Raw genomic sequence first — 15,491 nt, forward strand, 5'->3', positions numbered from 1 at the left:
AACTAAATTAATTCGAAGCCAATGGGGCTGTACAAACTAAGGATGGCGACAACAATTAGGGTGTTTTGATGTTGAATGTAACGCTTACCCGCCAAGCTAGGAAATTAAAATAATTATTACAATAAAATTCTGACAAACCTTTCCATCTTTCTCACGTTGCTTTATTGGGCAAGAAAACTGCGATGCCCGAATTTTTTAAATTATCCTTATTTTTGAAAACACGACGGTATGCTAATTAATTATTTACGCCTTTTACTTCTTCCATTCTCATTAATTTACGGTATGGCCATTACCCTCCGCAAAAAACTGTACGATTGGGGGGTTATGGCTTCAGTTAAATTTGATCTTCCTGTAATTTGTGTGGGTAATTTAGCCGTTGGTGGTTCTGGTAAAACACCAACTACCGAGTATTTGGTAAGGCTCCTAAGCGATTATAAGATTGCCATTTTGAGCAGAGGATATGGACGTAAAACCAAAGGTTTTATTTTGGCCGACAATAACGCCACAGCCGAAACCATCGGAGATGAACCACTTCAATATTACGATAAGTTTAAAAACATAACTGTAGCGGTTTGCGAAGATAGGGTAGCAGGGATTGAAAAATTGAAAGATAGTCACGATTTAATTATCCTGGACGATGCGTATCAGCACAGGGCGGTGCGAGGAGGGTTTAATATTTTACTTTTCGAATTCAGAAAACTCGGAACGCTGCAATTTTTACTTCCCGCAGGAAATTTACGCGATGTTTTTTCATCCAGAAAACGAGCTGATATCTTATTGGTAACTAAAGCTCCCGTGCCACTGTTGCATGTGGCGCAACAGGCTTCAATAAATGAATTACAGCCAGATAGCAATCAAAAAGTGCTTCATTCGTACATTAAGTATGGCGAATTAAAGCATTTGTACGCCAATGGAAGCCGCACACTCGATTCCATTAAGGATTATGAGGTTTTTTTGCTTACCGGAATTGCTAATCCAGAGCCGCTTATCGAGGCGCTTGAGAAATACACAAAAACAATAAAACACGAAGAATTTCCAGATCATTATCAATTTAAAATTGCCGATATTGAAAAGTTTAAATCAGCATTTGTTTCTGGTACAAAAAAAGAAAAAATCATCATCACAACAGAAAAGGATAGTAAGCGTTTAAATGCTGCGGGTTTTAAAGATTTACTGGTAAATTTACCAGTATATTTTTTACCTATCGAGGTTGATTTATTTGAACAAGATAAGATTACCTTTGATGAACTTATTTTAAACTATGTTAAGAGCAATAGAAGAAACCGTTGAGTACATTAAACGCAAAACCGAAAACTTTAAACCAGAAATAGGCATCATTTTAGGCACAGGACTAGGCGGCCTGGTTAAGGAGATTGAGGTAGAACATCAACTGATGTACTCAAACATTCCTAATTTCCCAATATCTACTTTAGAATTTCATAGTGGTAAGTTAATTTTCGGAACCTTAAACGGAAAGAAAATTATTGCCATGCAGGGTCGTTTACATTACTACGAAGGCTACAGCATGCAACAAATCACCTTCCCGGTTAGGGTAATGAAAGGTTTGGGTATCGAGAATTTGATAGTTTCTAATGCTGCAGGCTCTTTAAATCCCGAATTTAAAAAAGGTGATTTAATGATTATTGAAGACCACATAAATTTGCAACCTGATAATCCTTTACGCGGTTTAATTGAAAGTTCCCTGGGTCCGCGTTTCCCGGATATGAGCCAGCCGTACAAACGTTCTATTATTCATAAAGCATTGCAAATCGCAAAAGAGGTTGATGTTAAATGTCATAAAGGTGTTTACGTAGCCGTTTCAGGGCCTAATTTGGAAACAAAAGCCGAGTACAAATATTTAAGATTGATAGGTGCCGATGCTGTCGGGATGAGTACCGTGCCTGAAGTGATTGTTGCCAATCACGCCGGCTTACCAGTTTTTGCAATATCAGTTTTAACAGATGAAGGTTTTCCTGAAGACTTGCAGCCATTTAGTTTAGACGAAATTTTAGAAGCTGCCGCCAAAGCTGAACCAAAAATGACTGAAATTTTAATCCGCTTAATCGCTGAGCTGTAAGATGGGTAAAGTTGTTCAAATCTGTCTTTTAATCTTAATACTTTCTGGTGTTGATAAAGCCTTTGGCCAAGATTTAAAAACCACTGTTGGTAATAACAAGGAACTCGATTCTTTAAGAAAAAAAGAAGAAGGCCCAAAAGACTCCATTGTCTATAATGCAAAATACATTCGGTTTACAAAACTTTCGCTTAGCAAAGACAGTATTGTTCTGTTGCCGCTTGATACCTCGACGGTAAATATCCAAAATTATAGTCCGCTGATGCAGCCTAAACACCCAACGATTACAACGGGTAACATGGGGCAGGTTGCGAGGCCACTTTTATACGAACCCTCCAAAAGGATTGGTTTTGATGTAGGTTTTCATTCGCTCGATTACTATGCATTAACGCCTGAAGAGATCATCTACTATCAGGCACGTTCGCCTTTTACAAGCCTGTATTTAATTAGCGCCGGACAAAAAGAGCAACTTTTTCGCGGCATCCATAGTCAGAATATTAAGAAGAACTGGAATGCAGGCTTTAATTTTAACCGAATGGATTCACGTGGTTTTTACAGCAGGCAACGTGGTGACAATTTAAACATCGCAGTTTTTAGCTGGTATCAATCGCCAAGCAAGCGGTATAACATGTGGGCCTCTGCCATTTTTAACACGTTGCGGGCATACGAAAATGGTTCGGTAACTACAGATTCCACTATATTTAATTCTGGTTACGATAAAATTTCCAGAGATGCCGAGGCTGTCAGACTGAGGTCGGCCAGAAACCTTTTCCGTAAAAATACCATATTCTTAAAGCAAACATATTATGTGGGGCGAATAGATAGTTCCAATACAGTCAATGGCTCTGTTGTGCCAACCAACAAAATATCTTACACAATAGAATACAACAATGATAGTTATGACTTTAGTAAAGAGGAATCTGACGACAACACCGTAATTCCGAGGGCATTACGAAAAAGTGATAATATCGTAGATGCATCGTTCACCAATGATTCATCACATGTTCAGCATATAAAAAATGAGTTTCTATATAGTTTCTTTTTAAGGCCGAAAAACTCATCTGTTATTAAAAATGAGTTGAAGTTAGATGCAGGAATTAAGCACGACTATTACAACTACCACACAATTGGTCTTCGATCAAGCGGAGCGAGATATGAGGATGCATCATCGAGTTTCCAAAACATCAGTTTGCTAGGAAACTTGGGTTATCGCTTTACAACTAATATCGATTTAAATTTAGATGTTCAACAGATATTTCAGGGAAGAAATGCAGGCGATTTTCTCTACGAAGCCAAAAGTAAAATTGCTTTAGGCAAAACCATCGGAAGAATTGAGCTTGGTGCTTACCTTCAGAACCAATCGCCATCGGCAATCTTCGGTGCCTACAATGGCAACCATTTCTCGTGGAATGATCAAGGTTTGAAAAATGTTAAAGTAGCCAATTTATCATTCGGTTACATTAATGATAAACTAATGCTCCAGGCTGGCGCAAGCTACTTTTTAACCAGCAACTACCTTTACTTTGGCACTACAATTAAGGGAATTAACGATGTTGGAATAAAGCCTCTTCAGGAAAGTTCGGATATCAATTTAATAAGGCTGGATGTTTCCAAAAAGTGGCGTTTCGGAAAATTTGCCCTTGAAAATTACCTTGCATATCAAAAAACGGATAATGGCAGTGTTTTAAGAACGCCAGAGTTTTACACCTACAATAGTGTGTATTTTGATATAACTTTTTTTAAGGTATTGAAAACGAACATCGGTTTTGATGTAAGGTACAACACCGCTTATGCAAATTATTCTTATTCGCCGGCTTTATCGCAATTTTATGTAGGCGAGGAAAGTGTCTTGAAATCAACTCCTGTGGTGGATTTCTTTTTGAAAGCAAACTTAAAGCGGGCTAACATTTTTGTTAAATACGATTACCTGAATCAGGGTTTGCTCTCGCCGGGCTATTTTACCGTTAACAGATACCCAATGCCAGATGCACTTCTGAAATTTGGCGTTACCTGGAACTTTTACGATTAAAAAAAAAGGCGTTCTGAATTTCAATTCAGAACGCCTTTTTTTATATTAGAGGGTTTTCTAGAATGAATATCCAACTGAGAAACCTAATACACGGTTTCTTAATTTCACGTCGTTTGTTCTAGAATCCGAAGGAATTAAATTAGATAAACCCAAGCCATAGTTTGCGCCCACTAAAATTCCTGAGTTTGTACGGTAAGCTAAACCAAAGTTTGCACCAAAGTCTATACTGCTTAAATCATCAGAAGTTTCGCTACCGAAATTTAAATCTCTATCAGTAAAAGTTGAGGATGCAGTTCCTGCATTAGTATAACTTCCTGAGTATTTGTTTTTTCCAGAAATGTTGAAGCCAACATATGGTCCTGCACTAACCTGAATTGCACCAGCATCACCTGTAGGGATTCTTACCACGGCATTAACTGGAACTTCAATAGCCATTACATCTTGTTTAAATGTTCCGGTAGTTGTTGTTCCGGCAATGGTACCCGAGCTTTCTAACTTAGCACCTTTGTTTTGCAAGGAAACACCTGGCTGAATGAAGAAATTGTTTCCGATGCCAAAATCGCCGAAAGCGGTAACGTTATAACCAACGTTATTTTTGTAGTCTAAATCTGCTACACCTGTTCCACTATAAGTTGATAAGTTTACACCGGCTTTCAATCCAAACCTTGCAGAAGAACCGCTCATTGTAGTTTGTGCAAATGCACCTGTTGATAATAATAGAACGCTCGCACCAATTAGTAACTTTTTCATAATATTTTTCTTTTAAGTAAAGAATCTAGTTTATAATTATCGGCCAATGGCCATTTGTTAATTACAAGCCTCTTTCCAAAAGCTGTGCCAAAGTATTGTTTACGTTACATTGGTGTTTTCTAAATCGTTGATATACAGCGGTGTTTTTAATTGATTTCGGGTATAAAGCCCCGGCAGATGTAAGCCACATCAAATCTCTTTAGCTGTATAGATTAAAGGATAGTGGCGTTTTCAGGAATGATTTTAACAGGTTTTCTTAATCAAAGAGAGCAAGCTATGTTTTCTGAGGCTTTTTCTTAGCTGCAGGAAACAGCACATTATTCAGTATTAAACGGTAGCCCGGCGAGTTTGGGTGAAGATTTAAATCCGTTGGCGGATCGCCAACGGCATGCTGATAATCCTCAGGATCGTGCCCGCCGTAAAATGTAAACTGACCTTTCCCAATCTCACCATGCAAATATCTAACCTCTGCGGCGCCTTTATTTTCGCCCAAAACCGTTACGCTGGTTTTAACCAGCCCTTTTTTAAAGGCAGTAGTTTGCCCCATAAAACCTTTAATTACCTTATCATGGTTTTGAGTAAGCATGGTCGGAACTAAATCCCATTTGGCAGAAAAATCAAAAAGGGTGAAGTAATCATTCGATTGGTTCAAACCCCTGCTGTTTGTTACGTCGATATCCGAAAATTCATAATTCATCGGGTTGTTATCTAGCTTAAAGTTTTGGAAAGCCATCGTTTTATTAAAATCAAGCTTAGATTGTGCGTTCGGGTCTGCGGGGTCTCCGTCAAACATGGTGGCACAGATGTCTACACCATCGGCTGCAAGTGCAATATCGAAACTGTCGGTTCCCGAGCACATGGCAAATAAAAACCCGCCACCTGCGCAATATTCTTTTATGTGTTTTGCCACAGCCAGTTTCATTTCCGAAACTTTTTTATAACCCATGCGCTTGGCTAAGGCTTCCTGGTTTTTAACGTCATCCTGATACCAGTTTGCGTACCTGAACGAAGCGTAAAAACGTCCGTACTGCCCTGTAAAATCTTCATGGTGCAGGTGTAGCCAGTCGTATTTGCTTAGTTTGTCCTGCAGAATATCGTCGTCATAAATTACGTCGTAAGGTATTTCGGCATAAGTTAAAACAAGGGTTACTGCGTCATCCCAGGGCAATTTGCTTTTTGGCGAATAAACAGCGATTTTAGGCGTTTTTTCCAGCTTTACCATCTCCATGTTCACCGATGGGTCGCTTATCTCATTCAACAGATTTACTACTTTTCCATCTGCTAAAACCTCGTATGATACACCTCTGATTTTCAGTTCATCCTCAACGTTTTTATTATATTTGATAAGAAAACTCCCGCCGCGGTAGTTTAACAACCAGTCTACCTCAAGTTGTTTACTTATTGTCCAATAGGCAATTCCATAAGCTTTTAAGTGATTTTTCTGGTCTTCATCCATAAAAACTAAAATAGATGATGCCTTGGCGCAGATGCTCAAAAGCAGACAAAAAATCAACATGCAATATTTTTTTCGAATCGCCATAATTACATAAAACACTAAAATACCTGATTTAGTCTGTTTACAAAAATTTAATCGTGTTATAAGTAATGTAATTTTGTTATTTTTGCGGTTCATTAAAAAATTTGAAAACTTTTAATGGCTGTAAAAAAATATATTGATATGAGTAAAGCAATAATAAAAACTGAAAAAGGTAATATGACTGTTGAGTTCTTTGAAAAAGATGCTCCTAAGGCAGTTGCAAACTTCAAAAAATTGGCGAACGAAGGCTTTTACGACGGCGTAACTTTTCACCGTGTAATTCCTGATTTTATGGTTCAAACGGGTTGCCCGAACTCTAAAGATGGCGCAACAGGAATGCCTGGTACAGGTGGTCCGGGCTATAAAATCGATTGCGAATTAGATGGCGAAAACCAATACCATGATCGTGGTGTGTTATCAATGGCACATGCTGGTCGTAACACTGGTGGTTCTCAGTTTTTTATCTGCCACAGCAGAACAAACACAGCACATTTAGATCGTAACCATACTGTATTTGGTAAAGCGGTTGAAAATGTTGATCTTGTTGATGATATCCGCCAGGGCGATAAAATTTTAGGAGTAGAAATAATCGAAGATTAGTACAAACCCGAGATGTGGGATTTCAAATCAGCATAGTTTAGTGCCGATTTGAATCTCTTTCTCATTTAAATAAATAGACAATAGATTTGAAATTCAGGGTGGTGTTTACGCATGCTTTGTGTTCAAATCTCACATCTCAAAATATATGAATTTAAGAGGAATAGTTGCCGTTTCCGGCAGACCAGGTTTATTTAAACTTGTTGGACAAAATAAAGTAGGTTACATTTTAGAAGGTTTAGACGCTCAGAAACTTAAAGTTGTAGCCAACATTACAAATACAAAACTGGCTTCGCTGGAAGATATTACGGTTTACGGCGAAGATGAAGAAATTAAGCTGGTAGATGTTTTTACCAAAATTTCGGCAAAAGGAACAACTCCTGATACCAAAGCTGATACCGCAACTTTACGTGCTTACTTTAATGAAGTAGCGCCGGGCCATGATGAAGATAAAGTTTACGCTTCTGATATGAAGAAAATTATCGGCTGGTATAACATTATTAAGGATTTGCCTCTGTTTACGGAAGATACGCCTGATACACAAGGCTCGCCTGCTGAAGTTAAACTAGCTGAGGAAAAGGCTGCAGCTGATAAAAAGCAGAAAGCTACAGGTTCAAAGGCATCAGCAAGTGCTAAAGCAACTACAAAAACGTCTGCGCCTGCTAAAAAAGCAAGCATGACGAGTAAAAAAGGAGTTTAGTGACAATAAAATTTAAGACACCGGTGAAAACCGGTGTTTTTTTTTGCTTTTTTTTGCAGGCTTACGCTTAAAAGAAGTAATAAATAATTGCACAGATCACTAACGCACCAATAATACTCACCCAAAGGTATTTATCTGCATTTCCCTGGCGGCTCTTAAATTTATACTGCCGTTTATATTTATCTAAAATCATAATCTTTTTATTTAACGATGAAAAGAAATTCTTATTTCCATAAGCAATCATGTTTCTTAGGCATGATGATATGGCTCTCCCTTTAAAATACTGAAACCCCGGTATAACTGTTCAACAAAAAATAACCTAATCATCTGATGCGAAAAAGTCATGTCCGATAGGGATATTAAACCATTTGCTCTTTTGTAAATAGCATCATCAAAACCGTAAGGGCCACCAATTATAAATATCAGGTGCTGAACGCTTCCAATCATCTGTTTATTAAGGTACGCAGAAAATTCAACAGAACTATACTTTTTACCTTTCTCATCCAATAAAATAACAACATCACCATTATTAATTTGTTTTTGCAACAGCTCTGCTTCCTTCGTTTTTTGTTGGGCTTCCGAAAGGTTTTTTACGTTTTTCACATCAGGAATCGCCAGAAAATTAAAATTGATGTAGTGCTTTAAACGGCTTATATATTTATCAATTCCTTCAATTAAATATTTATCTTCTGTTTTGCCAATGGCGATAAGGCTAATCTTCATTATTTACCGGTTATAATCCTTCTCTTGAAGTTGCAAACTTAGATAAAAATGTACGAAGAAAATAAATCATCATCTGCTTTAATATCTTTACAAAAATAAATACACAGGATGTCTCAAACTGACGAACAAATACGAGCCGATTACCTACAGAAAGTTGATGATGCCACGAAACAGATTGGCGAAACTAAAACACTTATCGACCGACTGTCGCTCGTTAGAATCGGTTTGTTTTTAGTTGAAATTTTGCTTTTTGTATTGCTCTTAAATTCTCCGGATAATGGTCTGAGAACTTTAATTCAAATATGTTTGGCTATTCCTGTTTTATGTTTTGTATTTATTGTTCGCCGCCAGAGCCGGCTCGACAAAAAGCTAAGTTTCGAAAAAAAACTTCTTTGGATTTTCCAAAACGAACTCAACATTTCAAACGGATTGGAAAATGGTTATGATAATGGCCAGCATTTCCAGTCAGATGTACATCCATATTCTTCTGATTTGGATATTTTCGGAGACTCCTCTTTATTTGCCCTGGCGAACCGTTGTAGCACAAAAACAGGAAACGAAACATTAGCTGCGGTTTTTTCTCAGTTAAAAACGGTTGATGAAATTAACCTTCGTCAGGATGCGATAAAGGAAATGGCAGCTATAACAGATAAAACTTTTGAATTCCGTGCACATCTGTTAGGTTATGATGCAGAAAAAATTGAGTTAATTACAGAACAACTCTCGAATAAACTGGCAAGCCTCTTAACCTTTACAAATAATACCTTTTTTAGGTTTTATGTTTCACTGGTTCCATTCTTAACAATTTTTTTATTGTCGGCCGGAATAATTTACGGAGGGATTTTCTGGAAATTTTTTGCTTTTTTATTTTTTGCACATATCGGTTGGAATTCTTTTTTCAGCAAAAAAGTAGATCTTGTTTTTTATAGCTTCAGTGGCAGCTCTAGCTTGTTAAACGAATATTCAAAAGCAATTAAATGGACTGAAAGCCAGCGCTGGGAAAGTGCCTTTTTTTCAGAACTTTCGCCAATTAATTTAACGGTTAGCAAAGAAATAAATAGCCTTTCAAAAATTATCCAAAATTTTGATTCACGTTTAAATTTAATGATTGGAAGTCTGTTAAATGCATTGTTCTTATGGGATTTCAGATGCTGCATTCAGCTTGAAAAATGGCTTAAAAGTTCGTCAGAAAACGTAAGCTCATCACTAAACAATTTGGGTCATTTTGAAGAAATCATTTCCCTGGCAACATTAACTTATAATTCGCCTTCATGGACATTCCCTAAAATTGAGCAGGCCTTTTCGCTTTCTGCAACTTCGTTAGGGCACCCTTTAATTAAGCTTCCTCTTCGGGTGGTGAACGATTTTAGCTGTGAAAAAATTCCAACAGTCGATATCATTACAGGCTCTAACATGGCGGGTAAAAGCACTTTTCTTCGCACAGTCGGCATAAATATGGTTTTGGCCTACTCTGGCGCTGCCGTTTGCGCCGCAGATATGAAGCTTTCGATTTTCGCTCTAAATACTTACATGAGAATTAAGGATTCATTAAACGAGAGTACATCTACTTTTAAGGCAGAATTAAATCGTTTAAAAATGATTTTAATGAATGTAAAACGAAATGAAAATACCTTTGTTCTTATAGACGAGATGTTGCGGGGAACAAATAGTCGCGATAAATATTTAGGTTCGAAGGTTTTTATCGAAAAACTATTGGAGTTAAAAAGAGCGGCACTGTTTGCTACGCATGATTTGCAGTTGGCAGATATGCAGCCGGAACATGAAGGTGCTTTACGTAATTTTCATTTTGATATATCGATTATTGACGGCAACATGCGGTTTGATTACAAACTTAAAACCGGACCCTGCGCCACATTTAATGCCGCAATATTATTGAAAGAGATTGGCCTTGCACTTGATTAGCCAATAAAATTAATGTTGTGTTAATATTAGGTTTGCATCTTGGCTCGTTAATACATGGACATGGTCAAATCAACTGATTTTGGTAATGATTTTTTATGGGGCGTTGCAACTGCGGCAGCCCAGATAGAAGGGACGTCAGATTATTACGGAAAAGGTCCATCCATTTGGGATACATTCTCTACCAAAAGCGGCAAGATAAAGAAAGGCCACAAACCCAATGTTGCCTGTGATTTTTACCATCGGTTTCGTGAAGATATCGCTTTGGTAAAGCTTCTAGGTTTCAAAGTTTTCAGGTTTTCAATTGCCTGGTCGAGGATTTTACCTTTTGGAAAAGGAGAGATTAATCCCGAAGGCATCAGGTTTTACCACAACATTGTTGATGAATGCCTTCAACATGGTATCATACCCTACATAACCTTATACCACTGGGATTTGCCACAAGCTTTAGAAGAGGAGGGCGGCTGGACAAGCTTTAGCATCAATGCTGCTTTTAACGCGTTTGTAAGCATTTGCGCTACAGCGTATGGCGACAAAGTAAAGAACTGGATTGTAATTAACGAACCTTTCGGATATACTTCTTTAGGCTACATGCTGGGTGTGCATGCTCCCGGTAAAACTGGTTTAACAAATTTCTTTTCTGCGGTACACCACACAGCCCTGGCGCAAGCAGAAGGGGGCAAAATTTTACGTGCCGAAATTAGTCAGGCAAATATTGGTACAACTTTTTCCTGTTCAGAAATTCTGCCTTACACGCAAAGCGACAATGATATTTTGGCTTCGAAAAGAGTCGATTGCCTGATGAACAGACTTTTTGTAGAACCTAGTCTCGGCCTTGGCTTTCCAACAGAAAATTGGGACGTACTCGAAAAGTTTCAGATTGAATATGGAACGTGGCGACATACAGAGCGCTATAAATTTGATTTCGATTTTATTGGTTTGCAGAACTACTTTCCGCTAACAGTTAAATACAATGCCTTTATACCTGTAATCCAGGCTTGGGAAGTTAAGGCGAAAAGCCGAAAAAAAGCGCACACGGCTATGGGCTGGGAAATTAATGCAGAGAGTTTTTACAACATTATTAAACAGTTTTCATCGTACCAGGGCATTAAGAATATAATTATAACAGAGAACGGTGCTGCTTACCACGATAAATTAATGGATGGACATGTTAATGATGTTGAGCGCATAGCGTATTTTCAGTTATATCTTGCAGCGTTACTGAGGGCGAAAAACGATGGCATGCCTGTTAAAGGTTACATGGCCTGGACATTAATGGATAATTTTGAATGGGCCGAAGGTTTTACCGCAAGGTTTGGACTTATTTACAATGATTTTAAAACTCAGGAGCGAACCATAAAGGATTCCGGATATTGGTGGCAGGAATTTTTGAAACGATAGGCTGTAGCGTTTGCTTTAACGTTTTCGTTTTGAGTAAAACACACCATGAACAACTATTCCCTTATAATCGTTACGATTTTCTTTTCTGCTATAGTAACCTTTCAAAGCTGCAAAGACGGCAACTTAAACAGCTCAACTAAAAATGCTGATGAAAAAGAACTCAAGACCTTACTAAATGAAATCGAAAGTTTGACGGCTGAAGTATCTTGTAATAATCCATCAAACTGGCGTTTCGTTCCAATCGGTTCAAAACCTTGTGGCGGTGCAACGCATTTCGTTTTATATTCCCTTGATATTGATACAAAGCTCTTTCTTCAAAAAGTATCAGAATATACCGAGAAGCAAAGAGCGTTTAATGTGAAGTATCAAATTTTGTCAGATTGTAGTACCATCATTCCGCCGAAATCTATTGCTTGTATCGCCGAAAAAGCAACACTGGTTTACTGAAATAAGCTTATTAGCCGCTAAATTTTCCAAAAAATAAAAACACTTTGCTGATTAAAAAAAGCCCGTTTTGAAATTAATCAAAACGGGATTTCGTAAGCATATTAGTATTTGCGCTTAGCCTTGTGCTTTAAGTGCAGCTTCTCTCCTGATGATATTTAGAGCACCACCTGCAATAAACCATTCAATTTGCTGTGCATTGTAACTGTGGTTAACCGGGAATTGCTCCTCGGTACCATCTGCATGGTGCAATACCAATGTTAATGGTTTATCTGGTGCAAATTCTGTTAGGCCTAAAATATCAATTGTATCATCTTCTAAAATCTTATCGTAATCTTCTTTATTGGCAAACGTTAAGCCCAACATACCTTGTTTTTTAAGGTTCGTTTCATGGATACGGGCGAAAGATTTAACCAAAACAGCACGAACACCCAAATGGCGAGGTTCCATAGCTGCGTGTTCACGAGATGAACCTTCACCGTAGTTTTCATCGCCAACTACGATAGAACCGACACCTGCAGCTTTGTAATCACGTTGCGTTGCCGGAACTGGTCCATATTCGCCGGTTAATTCGTTTTTAACATTATCAGTTTTATCGTTGAAGTAGTTTACCGCACCGATTAACATGTTGTTAGAAATGTTATCCAAGTGGCCACGGAATTTTAACCATGGGCCAGCCATAGAGATGTGATCCGTTGTACACTTTCCTTTTGCTTTAATTAGCAGTTTCAAACCCTTAAGGTCTGTGCCTTCCCAAGGTGTAAAAGGATCTAACAATTGTAAACGGTGTGAAGTTGGAGAAACCAAAACCTGAACCGATGAACCATCGGCAGCGGGCGCCTGGAAACCGGCATCTTCTACAGCAAAACCTTTAGTAGGCAATTCATCACCCGTTGGTGGGTCTAATTTAACCTGCTCACCTTTGTCGTTTGTTAAAGTATCTGTTAGCGGATTAAAACCTAAATCTCCGGCAATCGCAATTGCCGCTACCATTTCTGGCGAAGCTACGAAAGCGAAAGTGTTCGGGTTACCGTCTGCACGTTTCGCAAAGTTCCTGTTAAATGAATGAACGATGGTGTTTTTCTCTGCTTTCTCAGCACCAGTTCTGTCCCACATACCAATACATGGTCCGCAGGCATTGGTGAAAATAGTCGCATTCAAATCTTCGAAAGTTTTCAAATAGCCATCGCGGTTGGCTGTATAGCGAACCTGTTCAGAACCAGGATTGATACCAAAATCCGCTTTAGTTTTTAAACCTTTGGAAATGGCCTGGTTAGCAATGGATGCTGCTCTCGATAAATCTTCATATGATGAGTTGGTACAAGAACCAATTAAGCCCCACTCAACTTTTAAAGGCCAGCCATTTTTTTCGGCCTCTACCTTCATTTGTGATACCGGAGTAGCCAAATCGGGTGTAAAAGGACCGTTCAAATATGGTTCTAAGGTATTTAAATCAATTTCGATAACCTGATCGAAATAGTTTTCAGGATCTGCATAAACTTCTGCATCACCTGTTAAATATTCTTTGATTTTATTAGCTTCATCGGCAACTTCGTTACGGTCTGTAGAACGTAAATAGCGTTCCATGCTTTCATCATAACCAAATGTAGAAGTAGTAGCACCAATTTCGGCACCCATGTTACAAATAGTTCCTTTACCAGTACAGCTCAGGTTAATAGCACCATCGCCAAAATATTCTACAATTGCACCGGTACCACCTTTTACGGTTAAGATACCGGCAACTTTTAAAATAACATCCTTCGCAGCCGTCCAGCCGTTTAGTTTACCAGTTAATTTTACACCGATTAATTTTGGAAATTTAAGTTCCCAAGGCAATCCAGCCATTACGTCACAAGCATCAGCACCACCAACGCCAATCGCAACCATACCTAAACCGCCTGCATTAACCGTGTGTGAGTCGGTTCCAATCATCATTCCACCAGGGAAAGCATAATTTTCTAGTACAACCTGGTGGATGATTCCAGCGCCTGGTTTCCAGAAACCAATACCGTATTTATTTGATACAGAAGATAAAAAGTCGAATACTTCAGCGCTTTCTGTTCTTGCATGAGGCAAATCTATTGCAGCACCTTCTTTCGCCGTAATTAAGTGATCGCAGTGAACTGTTGAAGGCACTGCTACCTGAGGCCGACCAGCTTGCATAAATTGTAAAAGAGCCATCTGCGCAGTCGCATCCTGCATCGCAACGCGATCTGGTGCAAAATCTACGTAATCTGTTCCCCGAGAAAATGCTTTTTTAGGATCGCCGTCCCAAAGGTGAGCATACAATATTTTTTCAGATAATGTTAAAGGTCTGCCAACTATTTTGCGGGCCGCATCTACACGAGGGCCGAAGTTTGCATAAACCTTTTTAATCATGTCTATATCAAAAGCCATCGATTTATTGGTTAAAAGGTAATACTTCTATTCTAATAGGTGCGAATTTACAAAAAAAATGAACCTGTTACAGTCATAGGAGGATCATTGTATTATTTATTATTGTTCTAAATAGATCGCTTCGCCAATTGTTCAATTGCGGACTATCCTGTTCATTTACGAACACAAGCTGGGTGGTTACAAACATTAACCAGTTGTATATTAGCCGATTAGGTTTCTTCGCTTAGTTGGCATTACTTTAGCTTTCGTTCAATGATGAAAACTGAAAACCTTTTTCGGAAAAATATTTTAAAACGAGGGGCAAAGCGTATTTTAAACGGTCGAAAGCTTTCAGGCTATCATGAAAAACGATAATTGAACCATTTCGGGCATTGTTGATTACGTTTTTGTAACATTTTTCGGGAGCGAGGGTTAGGTCGAAATCGCCACTTAGTGTATCCCACATTACGATATTTAGTTTTGGGATATGAGATTTGAGAAGCTTAATTTGCGACTTTTTTATTCTTCCGTACGGAGGCCTGAATAAATTAGTTTTAGTAAGCTGCTGGCACTTTAAGGCATTTTGGATGTAGCTTTCGTTGTCGGTTATCCAGCCTTTTAGGTGGTTGAAAGTATGATTTCCGATAGCATGACCGTCTTTTGTTAGTCGGTTGAAGACATCAGGATGCTTGATAATATTATCGCCAATACAAAAAAAAGTCGCTTTGGCATTGAAGACTTTTAAAGTTTTTAAAACAAAATCTGTAACATTGGGTATGGGTCCATCGTCAAAGGTTAAATAAATAACTTTTTCGTTTCGGGATTTATTCCATAACAAAGATGGGTAATACCATTTAAGCAGAAGCGGCGATTTTACCAGGTACATTACGCCAAAGTTAGTAATTGCCCGGACACATTGAAATTATTGAAGTTGTTTATA

Annotated in this window: 14 protein-coding genes; 8 read left to right on the top strand and 6 right to left on the bottom strand. The window is 38.3% G+C overall.

Going from position 1 to position 15,491, the window contains the following annotated elements:
* The first annotated feature begins 228 nt into the window (after positions 1-228).
* The 3 genes from lpxK to ASG14_RS04385 are packed head-to-tail and all read left to right on the top strand — an operon-like array spanning position 229 to position 4,103.
* Positions 229-1,290, top strand: coding sequence for a tetraacyldisaccharide 4'-kinase (lpxK, locus tag ASG14_RS04375; RefSeq protein ID WP_056869787.1), 1,062 nt, complete (start codon positions 229-231; stop codon positions 1,288-1,290).
* On the top strand, positions 1,262-2,077 hold the full coding sequence (locus ASG14_RS04380) for a purine-nucleoside phosphorylase (protein ID WP_056869788.1): 816 nt from the start codon (positions 1,262-1,264) through the stop codon (positions 2,075-2,077). Before lpxK ends, ASG14_RS04380 begins: the two co-directional genes overlap by 29 nt.
* A gap of 1 nt (position 2,078) precedes the next feature.
* On the top strand, positions 2,079-4,103 hold the full coding sequence (locus ASG14_RS04385) for a putative porin (RefSeq protein WP_056869789.1): 2,025 nt from the start codon (positions 2,079-2,081) through the stop codon (positions 4,101-4,103).
* A 57-nt stretch (positions 4,104-4,160) separates the two neighbouring features.
* On the opposite strand, the gene ASG14_RS04390 is transcribed toward ASG14_RS04385, so the two are convergent.
* Entirely contained in the window at positions 4,161-4,853 is a 693-nt protein-coding gene (locus ASG14_RS04390; protein ID WP_056869790.1) for a porin family protein, read from the bottom strand.
* Positions 4,854-5,127: 274 nt separating this feature from the next.
* On the bottom strand, positions 5,128-6,369 hold the full coding sequence (locus ASG14_RS04395; RefSeq protein WP_056870239.1) for a hypothetical protein: 1,242 nt from the start codon (positions 6,367-6,369) through the stop codon (positions 5,128-5,130).
* Between the two features lie 162 nt (positions 6,370-6,531).
* Between ASG14_RS04395 and ASG14_RS04400 the strand changes: the two genes are divergently transcribed.
* Positions 6,532-6,990, top strand: a complete 459-nt coding sequence (locus ASG14_RS04400; RefSeq protein WP_056870240.1) for a peptidylprolyl isomerase — start codon at positions 6,532-6,534, stop codon at positions 6,988-6,990.
* Between the two features lie 145 nt (positions 6,991-7,135).
* Positions 7,136-7,687, top strand: a complete 552-nt coding sequence (locus ASG14_RS04405) for a DUF5606 domain-containing protein (protein ID WP_056869791.1) — start codon at positions 7,136-7,138, stop codon at positions 7,685-7,687.
* 67 nt (positions 7,688-7,754) lie between these two features.
* Here ASG14_RS04405 and ASG14_RS20585 read toward each other — a convergent pair whose 3' ends face one another.
* Both ASG14_RS20585 and rlmH read right to left on the bottom strand, forming a co-directional pair.
* Positions 7,755-7,880: a hypothetical protein gene (locus ASG14_RS20585; RefSeq protein ID WP_255352773.1), complete on the bottom strand. Its 126-nt coding sequence runs from the start codon at positions 7,878-7,880 to the stop codon at positions 7,755-7,757.
* 56 nt (positions 7,881-7,936) lie between these two features.
* Positions 7,937-8,410 (bottom strand): 23S rRNA (pseudouridine(1915)-N(3))-methyltransferase RlmH, encoded by a 474-nt coding sequence (gene rlmH, locus ASG14_RS04410; RefSeq protein WP_056869792.1) that lies wholly within the window; start codon positions 8,408-8,410, stop codon positions 7,937-7,939.
* A gap of 108 nt (positions 8,411-8,518) precedes the next feature.
* On the opposite strand from rlmH, the gene ASG14_RS04415 reads away from it, so the two are divergent.
* The 3 genes from ASG14_RS04415 to ASG14_RS04425 are packed head-to-tail and all read left to right on the top strand — an operon-like array spanning position 8,519 to position 12,178.
* Positions 8,519-10,333 carry a DNA mismatch repair protein MutS gene (locus ASG14_RS04415; RefSeq protein WP_056869793.1) on the top strand — a complete coding sequence of 605 codons (1,815 nt, stop codon included), beginning with the start codon at positions 8,519-8,521 and terminating at the stop codon, positions 10,331-10,333.
* A gap of 60 nt (positions 10,334-10,393) precedes the next feature.
* On the top strand, positions 10,394-11,731 hold the full coding sequence (locus ASG14_RS04420; RefSeq protein ID WP_056870241.1) for a GH1 family beta-glucosidase: 1,338 nt from the start codon (positions 10,394-10,396) through the stop codon (positions 11,729-11,731).
* A 45-nt stretch (positions 11,732-11,776) separates the two neighbouring features.
* A complete protein-coding gene (locus ASG14_RS04425) occupies positions 11,777-12,178 on the top strand; it encodes a hypothetical protein (RefSeq protein WP_056869794.1) in 402 nt (133 codons plus the stop codon).
* Positions 12,179-12,292: 114 nt separating this feature from the next.
* On the opposite strand, the gene ASG14_RS04430 is transcribed toward ASG14_RS04425, so the two are convergent.
* Positions 12,293-14,572 carry an aconitate hydratase gene (locus ASG14_RS04430; RefSeq protein WP_056869795.1) on the bottom strand — a complete coding sequence of 760 codons (2,280 nt, stop codon included), beginning with the start codon at positions 14,570-14,572 and terminating at the stop codon, positions 12,293-12,295.
* A gap of 238 nt (positions 14,573-14,810) precedes the next feature.
* Positions 14,811-15,437, bottom strand: coding sequence for a polysaccharide deacetylase family protein (locus ASG14_RS04435; RefSeq protein ID WP_056869796.1), 627 nt, complete (start codon positions 15,435-15,437; stop codon positions 14,811-14,813).
* Positions 15,438-15,491 lie beyond the last annotated feature (54 nt).

Origin of the sequence: Pedobacter sp. Leaf194, from assembly GCF_001423945.1 — a bacterium.
Lineage (GTDB): Bacteria > Bacteroidota > Bacteroidia > Sphingobacteriales > Sphingobacteriaceae > Pedobacter.

Coding starts and splice junctions, on each gene's coding strand:
- lpxK (WP_056869787.1), top strand. CDS start 229: ATGCTAATTAATTATTTACGCCTTTTACTTCTTCCATTCTCATTAATT.
- ASG14_RS04380 (WP_056869788.1), top strand. CDS start 1,262: ATGTTAAGAGCAATAGAAGAAACCGTTGAGTACATTAAACGCAAAACC.
- ASG14_RS04430 (WP_056869795.1), bottom strand. CDS start 14,572: ATGGCTTTTGATATAGACATGATTAAAAAGGTTTATGCAAACTTCGGC.
- ASG14_RS04395 (WP_056870239.1), bottom strand. CDS start 6,369: ATGTTGATTTTTTGTCTGCTTTTGAGCATCTGCGCCAAGGCATCATCT.
- ASG14_RS04400 (WP_056870240.1), top strand. CDS start 6,532: ATGAGTAAAGCAATAATAAAAACTGAAAAAGGTAATATGACTGTTGAG.
- ASG14_RS04415 (WP_056869793.1), top strand. CDS start 8,519: ATGTCTCAAACTGACGAACAAATACGAGCCGATTACCTACAGAAAGTT.
- ASG14_RS04385 (WP_056869789.1), top strand. CDS start 2,079: ATGGGTAAAGTTGTTCAAATCTGTCTTTTAATCTTAATACTTTCTGGT.
- ASG14_RS04425 (WP_056869794.1), top strand. CDS start 11,777: ATGAACAACTATTCCCTTATAATCGTTACGATTTTCTTTTCTGCTATA.
- ASG14_RS04405 (WP_056869791.1), top strand. CDS start 7,136: ATGAATTTAAGAGGAATAGTTGCCGTTTCCGGCAGACCAGGTTTATTT.
- ASG14_RS04420 (WP_056870241.1), top strand. CDS start 10,394: ATGGTCAAATCAACTGATTTTGGTAATGATTTTTTATGGGGCGTTGCA.
- ASG14_RS04390 (WP_056869790.1), bottom strand. CDS start 4,853: ATGAAAAAGTTACTAATTGGTGCGAGCGTTCTATTATTATCAACAGGT.
- rlmH (WP_056869792.1), bottom strand. CDS start 8,410: ATGAAGATTAGCCTTATCGCCATTGGCAAAACAGAAGATAAATATTTA.
- ASG14_RS04435 (WP_056869796.1), bottom strand. CDS start 15,437: ATGTACCTGGTAAAATCGCCGCTTCTGCTTAAATGGTATTACCCATCT.
- ASG14_RS20585 (WP_255352773.1), bottom strand. CDS start 7,880: ATGATTTTAGATAAATATAAACGGCAGTATAAATTTAAGAGCCGCCAG.